Annotated in this window: 15 protein-coding genes; 2 read left to right on the top strand and 13 right to left on the bottom strand. The window is 50.8% G+C overall.

Annotated features, from left to right (window positions below; all coding sequences use genetic code 11):
- Nucleotides 1-10: 10 nt before the first annotated feature.
- Together HCZ42_RS10360 and greB are read right to left on the bottom strand one after the other, a co-directional pair.
- Nucleotides 11-2,329, bottom strand: coding sequence for a Tex family protein (locus tag HCZ42_RS10360; protein ID WP_167420631.1), 2,319 nt, complete (start codon nt 2,327-2,329; stop codon nt 11-13).
- A 92-nt stretch (nt 2,330-2,421) separates the two neighbouring features.
- A complete protein-coding gene (gene greB / locus HCZ42_RS10365) occupies nt 2,422-2,895 on the bottom strand; it encodes a transcription elongation factor GreB (RefSeq protein WP_167420632.1) in 474 nt (157 codons plus the stop codon).
- Between the two features lie 170 nt (nt 2,896-3,065).
- Between greB and ompR the strand changes: the two genes are divergently transcribed.
- Together ompR and envZ are read left to right on the top strand one after the other, a co-directional pair.
- Nucleotides 3,066-3,785 (top strand): osmolarity response regulator transcription factor OmpR, encoded by a 720-nt coding sequence (ompR, locus tag HCZ42_RS10370; RefSeq protein ID WP_053409966.1) that lies wholly within the window; start codon nt 3,066-3,068, stop codon nt 3,783-3,785.
- A 69-nt stretch (nt 3,786-3,854) separates the two neighbouring features.
- A complete protein-coding gene (gene envZ, locus HCZ42_RS10375; RefSeq protein ID WP_167420633.1) occupies nt 3,855-5,162 on the top strand; it encodes a two-component system sensor histidine kinase EnvZ in 1,308 nt (435 codons plus the stop codon).
- A gap of 37 nt (nt 5,163-5,199) precedes the next feature.
- Here the strand turns inward: envZ and HCZ42_RS10380 are convergent, their stop codons facing one another.
- From HCZ42_RS10380 to gspD, 11 genes are read right to left on the bottom strand one after another with little or no spacing between them, the layout of a single operon-like run.
- Nucleotides 5,200-5,964 (bottom strand): type II secretion system protein N, encoded by a 765-nt coding sequence (locus HCZ42_RS10380; protein WP_167420634.1) that lies wholly within the window; start codon nt 5,962-5,964, stop codon nt 5,200-5,202.
- A gap of 4 nt (nt 5,965-5,968) precedes the next feature.
- Nucleotides 5,969-6,460 (bottom strand): type II secretion system protein M, encoded by a 492-nt coding sequence (locus HCZ42_RS10385; protein WP_167420635.1) that lies wholly within the window; start codon nt 6,458-6,460, stop codon nt 5,969-5,971.
- Between the two features lie 10 nt (nt 6,461-6,470).
- Complete coding sequence (gene gspL, locus HCZ42_RS10390; RefSeq protein WP_167420636.1) at nt 6,471-7,682, bottom strand: type II secretion system protein GspL; 1,212 nt, start codon at nt 7,680-7,682, stop codon at nt 6,471-6,473.
- Nucleotides 7,648-8,667 carry a type II secretion system minor pseudopilin GspK gene (gene gspK / locus HCZ42_RS10395; protein WP_167420637.1) on the bottom strand — a complete coding sequence of 340 codons (1,020 nt, stop codon included), beginning with the start codon at nt 8,665-8,667 and terminating at the stop codon, nt 7,648-7,650. Before gspK ends, gspL begins: the two co-directional genes overlap by 35 nt.
- Entirely contained in the window at nt 8,654-9,301 is a 648-nt protein-coding gene (gspJ, locus tag HCZ42_RS10400; protein ID WP_167420638.1) for a type II secretion system minor pseudopilin GspJ, read from the bottom strand. The genes gspK and gspJ overlap by 14 nt, the downstream gene beginning before the upstream one ends.
- Nucleotides 9,288-9,644 (bottom strand): type II secretion system minor pseudopilin GspI, encoded by a 357-nt coding sequence (gspI, locus tag HCZ42_RS10405; RefSeq protein ID WP_167420639.1) that lies wholly within the window; start codon nt 9,642-9,644, stop codon nt 9,288-9,290. The genes gspJ and gspI overlap by 14 nt, the downstream gene beginning before the upstream one ends.
- On the bottom strand, nt 9,631-10,218 hold the full coding sequence (gene gspH, locus HCZ42_RS10410) for a type II secretion system minor pseudopilin GspH (protein WP_254868937.1): 588 nt from the start codon (nt 10,216-10,218) through the stop codon (nt 9,631-9,633). Before gspH ends, gspI begins: the two co-directional genes overlap by 14 nt.
- A 40-nt stretch (nt 10,219-10,258) precedes the next feature.
- Entirely contained in the window at nt 10,259-10,702 is a 444-nt protein-coding gene (gene gspG, locus HCZ42_RS10415) for a type II secretion system major pseudopilin GspG (protein ID WP_167420641.1), read from the bottom strand.
- Nucleotides 10,703-10,751: 49 nt separating this feature from the next.
- Nucleotides 10,752-11,978, bottom strand: coding sequence for a type II secretion system inner membrane protein GspF (gene gspF / locus HCZ42_RS10420; protein ID WP_167420642.1), 1,227 nt, complete (start codon nt 11,976-11,978; stop codon nt 10,752-10,754).
- Nucleotides 11,978-13,468, bottom strand: coding sequence for a type II secretion system ATPase GspE (gspE, locus tag HCZ42_RS10425; protein ID WP_167420643.1), 1,491 nt, complete (start codon nt 13,466-13,468; stop codon nt 11,978-11,980). Before gspE ends, gspF begins: the two co-directional genes overlap by 1 nt.
- A complete protein-coding gene (gspD, locus tag HCZ42_RS10430; protein WP_167420644.1) occupies nt 13,468-15,486 on the bottom strand; it encodes a type II secretion system secretin GspD in 2,019 nt (672 codons plus the stop codon). The genes gspE and gspD overlap by 1 nt, the downstream gene beginning before the upstream one ends.
- Nucleotides 15,487-15,502 lie beyond the last annotated feature (16 nt).

The following is a 15,502-nucleotide window of genomic DNA, read 5'->3' on the forward strand; positions in this document are numbered from 1 at the left end:
TCGGTGATAGTTAACGCTTGGCTTTAGCAAATGCAGCGGCGAAAGCCCCACCCATCGCACTGTTCGATGACTCTTCGCGTCGACGACCTGTTTGATTCGACTGACGTTGCTGACCGCGAGGTGCAGAGCTGCGTTGCGGACGGTTGTCTTGTCCCGGCTCATCGGTTAAACGCATCGACAACGCGATTCGCTTACGCTGCACATCCACTTCCATCACTTTGACTTTGACGATATCGCCCGCTTTCACCACTTCGCGTGGGTCAGAAACAAAGCGGTCCGTCAGCGCAGAGATATGCACTAGACCGTCTTGGTGTACGCCGATATCAACAAACGCGCCAAAGTTAGCCACGTTGGAGACCACGCCTTCAAGCACCATACCTGGCTCCAAGTCAGAGACTTTATTCACCCCATCAGCAAACGTAGCGGTCTTGAATTCAGGACGTGGGTCACGCCCCGGTTTGTCGAGCTCTTTAATGATGTCGGTCACCGTCGGCAAACCAAAGCTATCATCGGTGTAATCAACCGCGCGTAGGCCACGTAGGAAGTCCGTATCACCAATCAAAGACTTCACGTCCTTATGGTTTTTCTCGGCAATCGTCTTCACCACCGGGTACGCCTCTGGGTGAACTGACGACGCATCAAGCGGATTTTTGCCATCCATAATGCGCAAGAAACCTGCACACTGTTCGAACGCTTTCGGCCCAAGACGCGCGACTTTTTTTAGCGTTGTACGCGCTTCAAAGCGACCGTTTTCATCGCGGTAATCGACAATATTCTGCGCGATAGTGCTCGATAGACCTGCTACTCGGGTCAGCAATGCCGGAGAAGCAGTATTCACATCAACACCCACCGCGTTTACACAGTCTTCCACTACCGCGTCAAGGCGCTTCGCCAGCATAGATTGGCTGACGTCGTGTTGGTATTGGCCAACGCCAATCGATTTCGGGTCGATTTTCACCAGCTCCGCAAGCGGGTCCTGAAGGCGACGGGCGATTGAAACCGCACCACGTAGCGATACGTCGAGATTTGGGAATTCCTTCGCCGCCAATTCGGACGCCGAATACACCGACGCGCCCGCTTCACTGACCATGATCTTCTGCACTTTCAGGTTGTTGCGCTTAATTAAGTCAGCAACAAAACTGTCGGTTTCACGCGAAGCGGTGCCGTTACCGATCGCGATAAGGTCAACCTTGTGTTTAGTCACAAGGCTTGCGACTACTTGCGCAGCCTTGTCGTATTGGTTTTGTGGCGGATGTGGATAAATAGTTTCCGTTGCCAGTACTTTACCGGTCGAGTCTACAACCGCAATCTTCGAACCAGTACGTAGACCCGGGTCTAGACCTAGCGTCGCGCGAGGCCCTGCTGGCGCTGCCATCAACAGGTCTTTCAGGTTGGTGGCAAACACTTCAATCGCTTCGATTTCCGCGCGTTCTTTCATCGCGCCCATCAGTTCGGTTTCCATGTGCATCGATACTTTGATGCGCCACGCCCAACTGATAACTTGTTTACGCCATGTATCAGCCGGCGCGTTGCTAAGTGAGATACCGTAGTGATCCGCAATGATGGTTTCACAGTACGATTGACGCACAGCTTCTTCCTGCGCTGGGTCTGCGTTCATAGCGAGAGTCAGGAAGCCTTCGTTGCGACCACGCAGCATCGCCAATGCTCGGTGCGACGGCACTTTGCTCAGCGGCTCGTTGTGCTCGAAGTAATCTTTGAACTTTTCGCCTTCTTGCTCTTTACCTTCCACTACGCGCGAAACCAACTCGGCGTTGCGGTTAAGGTGATGACGGATCTTTTCCAGTAAGTTGGCGTCTTCAGCAATTCGCTCCATGATGATGGCTCGCGCGCCATCTAATGCCGCTTTGATATCGGCCACGCCTTTGTCTGCGTCGACATAACGCTCAGCTTCGCTCTCTGGCTCTGTTTGAGGTTCATTCCACAGAGTGTCTGCCAGCGGCTCTAGTCCTGCCTCAATCGCGATCTGGCCTTTGGTGCGGCGCTTCGGTTTGTAAGGCAGGTATAAGTCTTCTAAGCGTGTTTTGCTGTCCGCTTGGTTGATTTGTGCTTCTAGCTCTGCGGTTAACTTGCCTTGCTCCCCAATTGACTTAAGGATGGTTTGACGGCGCTCGTCGAGTTCACGTAAGTACGAAAGACGGCTGTCTAGGTTACGCAGTTGGGTATCGTCCAGACCACCGGTCACTTCTTTACGGTAGCGGGCAATAAATGGCACTGTGTTCCCATCATCAATCAGGTTAACAGCAGCGGTGACTTGCTCAGCGCGAACATTGAGTTCTTGAGCAATCATTTGACAGATAGCTTGGCTCATCCGTTGAATCTCTTTGTATGTTTTATGTATGACGCCGTGAAAAGCATCAATGTATTAATCAGTATGTGGGGGCGTACAGGCGCGATATAAAGTTACATATATTCGATGCGGTTAACGAACCACTCTTTATAGCCTTCAGGCGTCTTAACGCTGAACTCATCGTCCACTTCTTTTTGCAACAACGCTCGCGCCATCGGTGAATCGATCGAGATATAGCCTTTGGCGTCACCGTAGATTTCATCTGGACCAACAATACGGAACGATTTGACCTCGCCCGCTTCGTTTTCAATTTCGACCCACGCGCCAAAGAACACTTTGCCTTCTTGTTGAGGCGAGTAATCCACCACTTTGACTTGTTCGAGGCGTTTACGCAGGTAACGGACACGGCGGTCGATCTCGCGCAGACGCTTTTTGTTGTATTGGTAATCGGCGTTTTCCGAGCGGTCGCCAAGACTGGCTGCCCACGTGACCTTTTTGGTGACTTCTGGACGTTCTTCTTTCCACAAAAAATCGAGCTCTTTTTTAAGCCGATCAAAGCCTTCACGTGTGATTAGGTTTGTTTTCATATTTCTGACGTTGTTGGATTGAAACTACCGTATACATTAGCTAAAAAGGAAATAAACGTTAACAATTCTTTACGCCACTTTGGTCAGAACAGTGTTACATTTCTACTGGTCAAAAAGGGCACTAAGCCCAGCGCAAAAGCGTCATTATAGTTATTAGGTGGAATCATTACATGCAAGAAAATCACAAGATCTTAGTCGTTGATGACGATGCGCGTTTACGGGCATTGCTGGAGCGTTACTTGTCTGAACAAGGATTCCAAGTACGCAGTGTGGCCAACAGCGAACAAATGGACCGCCTACTGACCCGTGAAAACTTCCACCTAATGGTGTTAGACCTGATGTTACCAGGAGAGGACGGTCTGTCGATTTGCCGTCGTCTGCGTAACGCTAACAACACACTGCCGATCCTGATGCTGACCGCTAAAGGCGACGAGATTGACCGTATTGTCGGCCTTGAAGTCGGCGCTGATGACTACTTGCCAAAACCGTTCAACCCACGCGAACTGCTAGCTCGCATCAAAGCGGTACTACGCCGTCAAACCACTGAACTGCCGGGCGCACCAAGCAGCGAAGAGCAAGTGGTCGAGTTTGGCGAGTTTCGTTTGAACTTAGGGACGCGCGAAATGTTCCGCGGTGACGAGCCGATGCCACTGACCTCTGGCGAGTTCGCTGTACTCAAAGCTCTCGTGACCAACGCCCGCGAACCGATGTCGCGTGATAAACTGATGAACATGGCGCGTGGCCGCGAATACTCAGCGATGGAACGTTCGATTGACGTCCAAATCTCTCGCCTACGTCGGATGCTAGAGGTTGACCCAAGCAAACCTCGCTACATCCAAACCGTGTGGGGCTTAGGTTATGTTTTCGTCCCAGACGGCAAAGAAGCCTAATTCGAATTATGCTAGGGTGCGAGACATGGTCTCGCACTTTTTGTTTTTACCGTTATCAAGGTTGCTGATATGCGCATTCGCAGCTCATTTACTCAATCCATCTTCATTTTTCTCACGCTACTGATTGCCAGTCAGGTCTACTCGTATTACGCGGTGTTCAACTACGCCGTGATGCCGAGTTTGCAGCAGTTCAACAAAATTCTCGGTCACGAAATCAACCTGATGCTCAGTGACTCGGTGAATCTGGAAGATGGGTTAGAGATGGATGGGCCGTTGCGTCGCCGCGTCCTCGAGCAACTTGGCGTGACGATTCACAGCGAAGATAGCGAGACCGCGGCAGAGTTTTATCGCGCGGTCCCGATTGACCTAATGAGTGAGGAGATGAGTAACGAGTTAGGCTCCAAAACTCACGTACGGATGATGCTCGGCTCTGAGAGTTACATTTTGTGGATGAAGATCGATGCCATGCCAGGCTCGCTGCTGCGGATTCCACTTTCAGAGTTGCAAGAAGAAGACTTCGCACCGCTGTTTCGCAACAGTTTAATTATGGCGCTGCTGATCATCGCCGGCGGCTGGCTGTTCATCCGCTTACAGAACCGCCCGCTGATCGCGCTTGAAAAAGCCGCCAAGGGCGTTGGGCGAGGAGAGATCCCACCGCCGCTGCCAGAACAAGGGGCATCTGAGATTCGCTCTGTGACACGCGCGTTCAACCAAATGTCGAAAGGGATTCAAGCATTGGAAGAAGACCGTGCGCTGCTAATGGCCGGCATCAGCCATGATTTACGCACCCCACTGACTCGAATTCGTCTCGCAACAGAAATGATGTCACCTGAAGACAGCTATTTGGCCGAGGGGATTATCAGCGATACCGAAGAGTGCAACGAGATCATCAGCCAGTTTATGGACTACCTCAAGCCGGTCAACAAACAATCGTTCGTCGAAGTCGACCTCAACGAGATTGCAAATGACGTTGCGTTGTCTGAAGGTGGCTATGAGGTCAAAATCGAGACCGAACTCCACCAACCGATGAAAATGACGCTCGGCAGCCCAATCTCGATTAAGCGGGCGGTGAGCAACTTGGTGGTTAACGCGCTGCGTTACGGCAATGGTTGGGTCAAAGTCAGCACCGGGATGACCGCCGACAGTAAATTGGTGTGGGTGTGCGTGGAAGATAACGGCCCGGGCATCGAGCAAAGCCAGATCGGTAAGCTGTTTGCGCCATTTACCCGTGGAGACACTGCGCGAGGCAGTGAAGGAACGGGGTTAGGACTGACGATTGTCAAACGTATCATCAGCCAACACAGTGGGTCTGTGGTGGTCAACAACCGCAGCGGGGGCGGGTTGAGGGTACAAATCAGCTTCCCAGCGATGAAATAGAAAAACGGGGTTATCTGCTGATAACCCCGTTTTGATTTTACAGTCGACCGTTGTAGTTAAACGAATAACGGCCGGAAGAATCTGGGGCAGGCAACCAACGTAGTTGCTCAGTCAATGCCGCAGGGAATTCACCACTTGGCTTAAACCAACCTTTGCTCTGGTAGCTAAAGTTCGGCTGTAAAGTCACTTCTGCGGCACTCTCCACCTGAGCACTCTGCTGTGATGCGTTCAAATTAATCGTGCTGTCGGCACAGGTAAAGTCTGCAATCACTGGTCCGACGGTCAAATCCGCTAGCGGTGTACCGACCTTATCGGTATTCCACACCACGCTACCATCTGCACTCGCGCAGAAAGGCGCTGCATAACTGAGTTGTTTGACCATCAACTCCACCCGCCCCTCAAGAGCCAACGGTACTGGCATGCTCGGTGCGCGCTGGATAATCTCTTTCACTGGCATCGACGCAACGACATTTTCTACATACGGCGTCCCCGAGAACTGGTATCCAACAGTGCCACGCCCGGTTAACTGCATATCGCTACCTTGACCAAAACGAACTTGGGCTTCGGCTGCCCCCGTGAGCAGTTTAGCTGGCGCTAACGACCAATGAAGCTGACCTAAGTTCATCGACTGCCAACGTACGTTGGTAGCGCTGCCTTGCCAAACCGTGCCCTGCACTCCCGTCAAGGTGAGTTGAGCAGGTAACGGAGCGTTATTTACCACCAATTGCGCGGGAAGATGAGCGATGGCGCTAACCACAAAAACCACCAGCAAACCAAAACTCAATACAATGATTCTCTTCACTCAATTACCCCTTAGTGAACTGCAATCGCTTAACTTCTACCACACCGCTTTGGTCACCTTTATCGATATCCAGAAACGTCACGGAAATACCATGTGTGTCCTGCAGAAAGCTCATCCACTCCACCAGACGGTTAAAAGGCAGTGGCGTAATCCAGACTTGCAGTTGCTCGTCACGCGGTTGAACGCGAATCAGCTCGACGCCAAAGCGACCCGCGGTTGAAGAGATGGCCTGATTCATCGGTGTGTTTGAAATCACCTGGCCGTTCTGACCACGTAAAGAGGCAATCTCGTCAGCTTTGTCCTGAACCCAACTAAGCAGTTGTTTCTCGCTTTGAATGCGCACTTGAGCGTTTTCAGCACGCTGGGAGACCGGCTGAATGACACCCCAGTAAAGCGTACCAAGCACGAGTAAAACCGCGCACACCACGACCAAACGTTGTTCGCGAGCGCTAATCTGACTCCACCAGTTTTGCAGCGACATCATTAATGAATTCATCTTCTCTACCTCACAATGGCTTCAACACAAAGGAGCCATTGACTAGCTGCCCTGAACGGCTCAATTGACCTTGCTCGACGACGAATTTAGACGCCAGTACTTCGCGTGCTTTTTCAAACGTTTGAAAATCAGAACTCTGCGCCTGTAATCTCACTTCGCCACGCGGGCCATCAAACTTAAAGCTGGTCAGATTAAGGGTCGGAACTTGCTTTAGTAATGCCGGCAAGCCTTCCATCCATTTCAGTAACGATTCATCGCCACCATTGCCCGACAATCGCTCCGCTTCACGCTCCATTTCGCGCTTTAGGTAGCTCACGGTTGGGATTTTATTTTTACCAAACAGAGTCTGACGGAAAATTCGTTCACTCTCGGCGCGATACGCTTGAGCTTGGGACTCATACTGATTAATTTTCAGTACGTTATCTATCATCATCACCGCAAGTAACACTACCGCCGCGATCGCCGCTTTTTGCCAGACTTTCCAGTAACGCAAAATCGACGATTTAGGTTTAAAGCTGCCAGTCAACAGATTGATTTTGCTGCTGACCGCCTGCTCGGCGAGCATTTGCATCACAAGCTGCGGCTCAACATTTTGCCACTGTTGTTCTTCAAGCAACTCCAGTTCAGGAAGCGCAGAGTAAGCATTGAGAGATAAGTACTCTTCACCCTCTTTGACCCACTCGGATTGGGCGATCATCGCCAGCCATTCACTCGGTACTGAGATACCGCTGTAAGCGTTCTTTTTCAGCAACCATTGTCCGTCGAGTTCAACCGCGCTGATCCCTGACTGCTCAGGTAACGCCAACACATCCGGTAGGACTTTTTGCACCTGACAACCGACAGCGCGTAATGTCTGCAGCACTGTCGCCACCCAATGACTATCTGCGGCGCACACTTGAGCGCGTCCCGATGCTTTGTGCAGCACAGAAAAATGCAGTTGTTCAACGTCTTGAGCTAAGTCATCTTCCAGCAAAAAGGGCAGCATGCCTTCAAATTGGCGACTGGCGCCGGCTGGGATCTCAACCTCGGTCAACACTAAGCTAGACGCAGACAGCAAAACTAACGTTCGGCGATTTTCGGCGTAAGCGGCTAACTCTGGCACGGCATCCCAGTCAGCCAGATCGCCACAAGCAATCACTTCCTTTTGCTGTTCTGACCAGACAATCCACTGAATGGCCGAGCTTGTATCATTGCTCAGTCGAACGATCAGAAACTCGTTCACCGATACCTCCAAAGCGACGGCTGACTACCGTTGCGTTCTTGCGATTATTACTAAATATTAAACTACGGATGCGGAGCCTTGATTGGTCTACCAATATCTCTGCGTCTAATTCAAAATATAAGCTGTCTACCGCCAAATAGCTTTTTATTGGCTGTAGCACATCAGGCTCGAGATTGGCCAGCGCCCCTTCCCGTAAGAAATCATCGACATTGCCCCATCCGTCATAAGGACGATTTTGCAAAATATCTTTGGCTTGCTGCGCACTCAAGTGCGGTTGCAGCAGCGCGCTGAGCAACTCTGCCTGCTCTGGTTGAAGCGTATTCACATTGAGGCGAAACTCTGTCGTCGGCAAAGCGCAAACATACGGCGCGATCTTGGTCATCACTTCACCGGAGACCTGATTGACCGCCCTAAGCTCCGAGCTATCGGCCAACAAGGTGTTTGCCGCGAGATATGCCGGTGACATCGATTCGTAATAGCTGTCTTCCACCCCCGATACCGAATCTACCGAGTTGTTGATATCAACGTATTCCCACAGCGATTGCGACGCTTCCTCGGCTTGATGGTTATCAATATCCAATTCTTCCATCAGGTTTTGCAGCGTTTCGACCAAAAACGGCAATCGATCTGAACCCGCATTCTGGGTTTCTGCCATTAGAGCATTGAGGTTAAAACACGCCTGTTTATCTCGGATCTGTCCTTTTAGCGTTCCGTAATCCAACGGATAGGTTTGTTCTTCCAATGCCCAAGGTTGCGACAGGTTAATGGTGTCTGAATCTTCGTAACTCTGTTCAATGGCCACTTTCGCCAATGCTTCTACACCGATGCTGTACCAATACGCTTGCTGATAGTTAAGCTGATTCGACGCGCGCTTAAACTGGCCGAACAACCGGTCGGCCATGCTGGCCGCGAGACTGACCATCACCGCCAGAAGCAGCAATACGACGATTAATGCCACACCGCGTTGGCGTTTAGCCCTCTTCATCGCCCACCTCGCTGATCTTTAACGCGCCGCCAGAAATCAGGTAAATGCGCTCAATTTTTCCGTAATCGGCCAACTCCAGCGCGACCGAGACCGCGCTAGGCAACTGGTTGGGCGCCTCCCATTGCGCTTTCCACTCTTTGCCATCAAAAAAGCGCATCGAGAACTCTTTGACGTCGTTAAGCAGTGGCATCACGATCGGCGCTTGCCCCGCAGGTGTATCCGGATAACGCCACCACAAACGTTCAAGGCGTTGGTCTTTGAGGCGGTAACCTACTTTGGTCACTTCACCACGCGGAAATTGCTGCTCTGGGTTGTGCCAGCCCGCCCGTGCAAACATCACGCCTTTGGCATCCGAATCCAGCAAGTAGTCTTGCCATTGCAACAACTGTGTCGACGGTTCTTCGCCATTGGTACGCGTTTGTCGCAACACCATTTGACGAAAGTCGTTATTCAAAAATACCAGCGCGCGCTGCAAACTTTTCAGCCGCTCGCTGCGCTCTAAAGAAAGCTCGTTGCTGCGCTGCACTTGGTTGAGTACTTGATACGCGCCAACACTGAGACTGGCGAAGATAGCTATCGCCACCAAGACTTCAATCAGGGTAAAGCCTTTCTGGCTGGTTCTATTTCGCCACATAACTTCTTACCGTGACGATCGATGTACCTTTTTCCTCAGCCGCTACTTTGACGTCAAAGCCCTGCAGCAAGTTACCAGCGGTATCGACCGGTTCAACTGACCAATACCACTCGCGTCCTGCCAGTTCTTCTTTGCCCTTTGCTTTACTTGGTTTACGTTCAGACAGCATGATCTTGGCCATTTGGTTGTCAGCAACCATCGAAGCGAAGGTCTTTTCTTCAAGATAACTCAGCGTATTGATATGCTGGCTGACCGAGCGAATCACCGCGATCGCCGCCGTGGCAAAAATCGCCAACGCCACCAGTACTTCTAATAAAGTAAAACCTGCTCTACGCTTGATCATCACTCTCTCCCGGGGCGAGAAGAATGATGTCGCCATTTTCTTTTGCCACTACACGCCACGCGTCTTCGTCCGCACTCAAGTTTTGCGGATAAATGGCAACAGAGAATGGGGTAATTTCACCACTCGACATAATAAATACCTGTGGTGGCATCACTTTATTCTCGGTTTCTAACTCGGCAAACATCTCCTCATCAAACAAGCTACCGGGATTAAACAATCGGTCTTCGTCTTTCCATACGTTACCGCCCAATTGCATCGTGAGCGCCAAACCGTCGGGTAACGTGACCTGCTCTGGTAGTTGCTCGTCGTCTAACGCTTGCCATCCCTCTTCGCCTAACGCCAACAACTGATAGCTGGCGCGCTTTTGGTCAAAACGAGCGCCGTAGTCTTTACCGCTCAAAATCGCTTCTTCATTCAAAAGCTGCAGACGATGGTATAACGCCACCGCTTGCTGCTTAGCTTCATCAGACGTTTTCTGTGGTAGGGTGGCGATCACCGCCACTGAGGCAACCGACAACAGCACCAATACCAACAGGATCTCGAGCAGGGTAAAACCCTTTTGCTTAGGCGTCATATGTATGAGGCGACCAAAGCCGCCCCTACGTTGGATAGGATTATTGGAAATCTTGGATATTCCAGTTACCGATATCAACGTTGGCACCTTCGCCACCCTCTTGACCATCTGCACCTAGGGTAAAGATATCAATCGAACCTTTATCACCAGGGCTTAGGTATTGGTAGTCGTTACCCCATGGGTCGTTTGGCAGACGTTTGATATAGCCGCCGTCACGGTAGTTGCGTGGTTCTGGGCTCGATGGCTTAGTCACCAAGGCATCCAGACCTTGGTCTGTCGTTGGGTAGACACTGTTGTCCAGCTTGTACATATCCAACGCATTCTCCAAAGCAACGATGTCAGTAATCGCTTTTTGTTGGTCCGCTTTTTCTTTGTTACCTAGCAAGTTAGGTACAACAAAGCTCGCCAAAATCCCCAAGATAACAACCACAACCATGACTTCTAACAGGGTAAAACCCGATTGTTTCTTCATTTTAATTTTCATTATTCTCTCCAAACCACAAACTAACGATGAGCGTTTCAGGCTAACTGCCTTAGCCGCTCATTAAATTATTCATTTCCAAAATTGGCATCAGGGTCGCCATTACGATGAACAGCACCAAACCCGCCATCAACGCAATTAGAGCCGGAGTAAAAATACCCAAGGCAATGTTGATCGTCGACTCAAAGTTTGCGTCCTGATTATCTGCCGCGCGGGTAAGCATACTTTCTAACTCACCACTCTGCTCACCACTGGCAATCATATGCAGCATCATCGGTGGGAACAGTTTGGTTTGATCCAAGGCTTTTCTCAGGCTTGCCCCTTCGCGCACGTTTTCTCGCGCCGTCATCACCTGTTGCTTAACGAAGTGGTTCGACATGACGTCGACCGCCACTTTCATGCCATCTAAAATCGGGATCGCACTCGAGGTACAAATCGATAATGTGCGCGCAAATCGTGAGGTGTTCAGCCCGCGGGAAATCTTACCGATCAGCGGCATTGACACCACTTTTCGGTCCCACTTCAAACGGATATCCGGTGATTTAAGCAGCGTCTTGATACCGTAAATCAGAGCGATGATCGCCAAAAGGAGTTGAATCCCCCAGTTCTGGATAAACTCACTGGACGACAGTAAGAACTGCGTTGACTGCGGAAGTTCCTGCCCCATTTGAACAAACTGGCCGACAATCTTTGGCACTACGGCAGCCAGTAGAAAGGCAACGATACCGACGGCAAACACCACCAGCACCACAGGGTAGATCATCGCTTGCTGTAACTTAGAACGCAGTTTTTGGCGATTCTCTGCGTAATCGGCTAGGCGCTCCAGCACTGAATCTAAATGGCCGGATTTTTCCCCCGCCGACACCATCGAACGGAACAAGTCATCGAAGATGTGCGAGTAATCCGCCAAACTGTCCGCTAGGGTGTAACCTTCGACCACTTTGGAGCGAACCGCCAACATCATGCTACGAATGCGGGGCTTGTCTGATTGTTCAGACACCGCTCTTAAACACTCTTCCAGCGGCATGCCAGACTGCACCAGTGTGGCTAATTGACGCGTAATCAGTGCCAAATCTGGCGTACTGATCCCTCGTTTGAAACCTTTGCTGGTGCTCGAGGAATCCTGGCTATTGGATTTCCGCCTTGTTTCAGTGACTTCAACTGGCACCAAGCCTTGATCTTTTAGGCGCAAACGCACCTGACGAGCATTATCACCTTCGATAACGCCTTTCTGGGTTCGGCCTTTTGCGTTTAACGCTTTGAATTCAAACGCCGCCATTAGCTTTCCTTGGTTACTCGCAAGACTTCTTCAAGAGAAGTCACGCCAGTGAACACCTTCGACAAACCGTCATCACGGATACTCGGCGTAGTTTGTCGAATCGCCCTTTCGATCGCTTGTTCACCGGCTTCACTATGAATCAGCTCTTGTACCTGATCATCGATGATCAGTAGCTCGTGGATACCAGTACGGCCTCGATAGCCTTTCTGGTTACACTTTTCACACCCTTGCGCTCGGTATAAGGTCAGTGGCTCATCTTGCGATACGTTGAACAGTTTCTTAGTTTCTTTATCGGCTTCGTAAGGCTGCTTACAATCGCGGCATAATGTGCGCACCAAACGCTGCGCCAGCACGCCGAGCAAAGATGAAGAAATTAGGAAAGGCTCAATCCCCATATCACGCAGACGCGTCACCGCGCCGATAGCGGTATTGGTGTGTAAGGTCGACATTACTAAGTGACCCGTCAACGAAGCCTGAACCGCGATCTGTGCGGTTTCCAAGTCACGGATCTCACCGACCATCACCACATCCGGGTCTTGACGAAGAATCGCCCTCAGGCCGCGAGCAAACGTCATGTCCACTTTTGGGTTCACTTGGGTCTGGCCGATACCGTCGATATCAAACTCGATCGGGTCTTCAACGGTAAGAATATTGCGCTCATTACTATTGAGCTCTTGCAGGCCAGCGTACAGCGTGGTCGATTTACCCGAGCCCGTCGGACCGGTCACGAGGATAATCCCATGCGGGCGGCTGATCATCGAACGGAAACTGTCGTGGTTGGCTTGGGTCATCCCCAGGCTGTGTAAGTCCAGACGCGTCGCGTTTTTATCCAGCAGACGCATGACCACTCGTTCGCCGTGTGAAGACGGCATGGTCGACACACGCACGTCGACCGCGCGACCGCCGATACGCAGTGAAATACGCCCATCTTGAGGGACGCGTTTTTCTGCAATATCCAGCCTCGCCATCACTTTCACGCGCGAGACCAGCAACGGCGCTAGCTTACGACTCGGTGATAACACGTCTCGCAGCACACCATCGATGCGGAAACGAATCATCAGTGACTTTTCGAACGTCTCGATATGGATATCAGACGCGCCTTCTTTGATCGCTTCGCCAAGCATCGCATTGATCAGCTTGATGATTGGCGCATCGTCGTCTGACTCAAGTAAGTCTTCGTTTTGCGGTAAGTCTTCTGCCAGTGAGAAGAAGTCGTCACTGTCAGCGCCAAGGTCTTCCATCAGCTGACGTGCTTCTGATGAATCACGCTGATACGCTTCGGTCAGTTTTTTTTCAAAGGTGTCTTTGTCGATTTCGTTAACCGCAAAGCCACTGCCGACAATCCGCTGCACTTCGAGCAGTGCGGGTACCGCTAATGGCGCGACATAGAACAACACCAAACCGTCTTCCGCTTGCTCTAACACCAAGTTAAAGCGGTTAGCGAAGCCAAACGGCAGGCGACGAAATGAAGTGGCTACATCGATTGCCATTACTGCTCATCCATTTGGTCTAAGAATGCCTGAATTTCGGCGGGGTGACGAATATCATCACCAAACCTAGGCAAAACAGGAATGTTCTCGTTATCCATCAACTTCAGGCCTTGGTCGGCTTTGTACAGTTGCTCAGCGCGGATAAAGTTGTATTTACGTTGCGTGATGCCGTCTGCGGTCACGCCATCGCGAATGATGGTTGGTTTGATAAATACCATCAGGTTTTTCTTTTCAACTTGAGTACTGGTCGATTTAAACAGGTGACCAAGCACTGGGATATCACCCAATAGCGGGACTTTCGATTCACTTTCCAACGCGCGCTCATCGATCAAGCCGCCCAAAACAATCATCTGACCATCTTCAACCATGACTGAGGTATTGAGCTGACGCTTCGCAAAACGTACGTCCACCGCGCCATTCGCACCCAGAACGTTGGAAACTTCTTGTTCAATGTTCAGTTGTACCGAATTACCTTCGTTGATTTGCGGCACCACTTTCAGTTTGATACCGACCTCTTTACGGTCAACAGTCTGGAACGGGTTGTCGTTATTTGAACCTGCCGTAGAGCCGGTAATCACCGGAACTTCCTCACCAACAATAAATGATGCTTCGCCGTTATCCATCACAGTGATGCTCGGAGAAGAAAGAATGTTTGAGTTGGAGTCAGTCGCCACCGCGCTAAGCAATGCAGTCCAGTCACCCATAACAAGGCTCAAGGCTGCACCATTCACGCCCGACAATGCCGAAGCCAGCGTCGAGTAATCGCCCGATTCCGTTACAGAATAAGGCACACGGTTACCATTGTTATCGGTGTAGTATTCGGTGCTAGTTTGGTCATCCGCTTCTTCCAGCCCCACCATCACCTGACCGATTGGCGCGCCGGTATTGCTGTATTGGATCACGGCACCCGTTTCTAACGAGCCCCACTGCACACCAAGGTTAATACCGTCACCTTCAGCCATTTCGACGATCAGTGCTTCAATCAACACCTGCGCTCGACGGATATCCAACTGACCAATCACGTCTTGCAGCGCGATCATGATATCTGGCGGCGCAGTCAACACGAGTGCGTTGGTTTCTGGGTGCGCCGCGATCATCACTTCACCACGCTTAGCCGTTGCAACATTCCCGCCTTGCGTTTTCTCTGCTTGTAGATTATCCGATACCCCTTTCAGGACATCGACTAAATCTTCCGCCTTTGCATATTTAAGGTAAACCACGCGGTTGTTGCCTTTTGACGCCATTTCAACGTCAAGTTGCTTAATCAGCTTGCGCAGACGCTGACGCACCTGAGGGTCACCAGAAATCAAAATCGCATTGGTACGCTCATCAGCCACCAGCTTAGGCTGAAGAAACTCAGGCGTGGTTTTAGCGTCTGTTTTGCTCAGCGCTTCAACAATTCGCACCATTTCAGCCGCGGAAGCATTCGCTAGTTCCACCACTTCAATCGATTTGTCACCCGCTTGGTCGACTCGCTTAATAATGTCCGCTAAACGATTCACCACCGCCGCACGGCCAGTAATCAAGATGATGTTCGCTGGGTCATAGTGCACAACGTTACCCGCGCCAGCGTTATCATTCAGTTGGCGCAGTAGAGGAGAAAGTTCACGTACTGACACGTTTTTGACCGCCACAACGCGCGTGACCACTGCGTCACCTTGCACTTTGCCGTCACCGACAACCGGAATAGCCGATGTTTTCGCGTCTTTCGACTTCACCACTTTAATCACGCCGTTGCCCATTTCGACAACCGCATAACCGTAAACCTCAAGAACGTTCAAAAAGAAACTGTAGTACTGTTCTTCGGAAAGCATGTCGTAACTACGAACATCGACTTTGCCACGAACGGAAGGGTCAACAATGATGGTCTTTTCTAAGTTGCGGCCAACAATGTTGATAAACTCTTGAATATCAGTGCCTTTAAAGCTCGCACTAAATTCATTAGCTGTAACTAAGCTAGGCGAAGTTAATAAGCTTCCTGCCAAAAGCCATACGCTTTTTTTGAGCCAATGATTCACACTTTACTCCTCATTA

This window comes from Vibrio hepatarius (assembly GCF_011806575.1).
Classification (GTDB): domain Bacteria; phylum Pseudomonadota; class Gammaproteobacteria; order Enterobacterales; family Vibrionaceae; genus Vibrio; species Vibrio hepatarius_A.

Coding starts and splice junctions, on each gene's coding strand:
- greB (WP_167420632.1), bottom strand. CDS start 2,895: ATGAAAACAAACCTAATCACACGTGAAGGCTTTGATCGGCTTAAAAAA.
- gspH (WP_254868937.1), bottom strand. CDS start 10,218: ATGACGCCTAAGCAAAAGGGTTTTACCCTGCTCGAGATCCTGTTGGTA.
- ompR (WP_053409966.1), top strand. CDS start 3,066: ATGCAAGAAAATCACAAGATCTTAGTCGTTGATGACGATGCGCGTTTA.
- gspK (WP_167420637.1), bottom strand. CDS start 8,667: ATGAAGAGGGCTAAACGCCAACGCGGTGTGGCATTAATCGTCGTATTG.
- envZ (WP_167420633.1), top strand. CDS start 3,855: ATGCGCATTCGCAGCTCATTTACTCAATCCATCTTCATTTTTCTCACG.
- gspI (WP_167420639.1), bottom strand. CDS start 9,644: ATGATCAAGCGTAGAGCAGGTTTTACTTTATTAGAAGTACTGGTGGCG.
- gspG (WP_167420641.1), bottom strand. CDS start 10,702: ATGAAAATTAAAATGAAGAAACAATCGGGTTTTACCCTGTTAGAAGTC.
- gspJ (WP_167420638.1), bottom strand. CDS start 9,301: ATGTGGCGAAATAGAACCAGCCAGAAAGGCTTTACCCTGATTGAAGTC.
- gspE (WP_167420643.1), bottom strand. CDS start 13,468: ATGGCAATCGATGTAGCCACTTCATTTCGTCGCCTGCCGTTTGGCTTC.
- HCZ42_RS10360 (WP_167420631.1), bottom strand. CDS start 2,329: ATGAGCCAAGCTATCTGTCAAATGATTGCTCAAGAACTCAATGTTCGC.
- HCZ42_RS10385 (WP_167420635.1), bottom strand. CDS start 6,460: ATGAATTCATTAATGATGTCGCTGCAAAACTGGTGGAGTCAGATTAGC.
- gspF (WP_167420642.1), bottom strand. CDS start 11,978: ATGGCGGCGTTTGAATTCAAAGCGTTAAACGCAAAAGGCCGAACCCAG.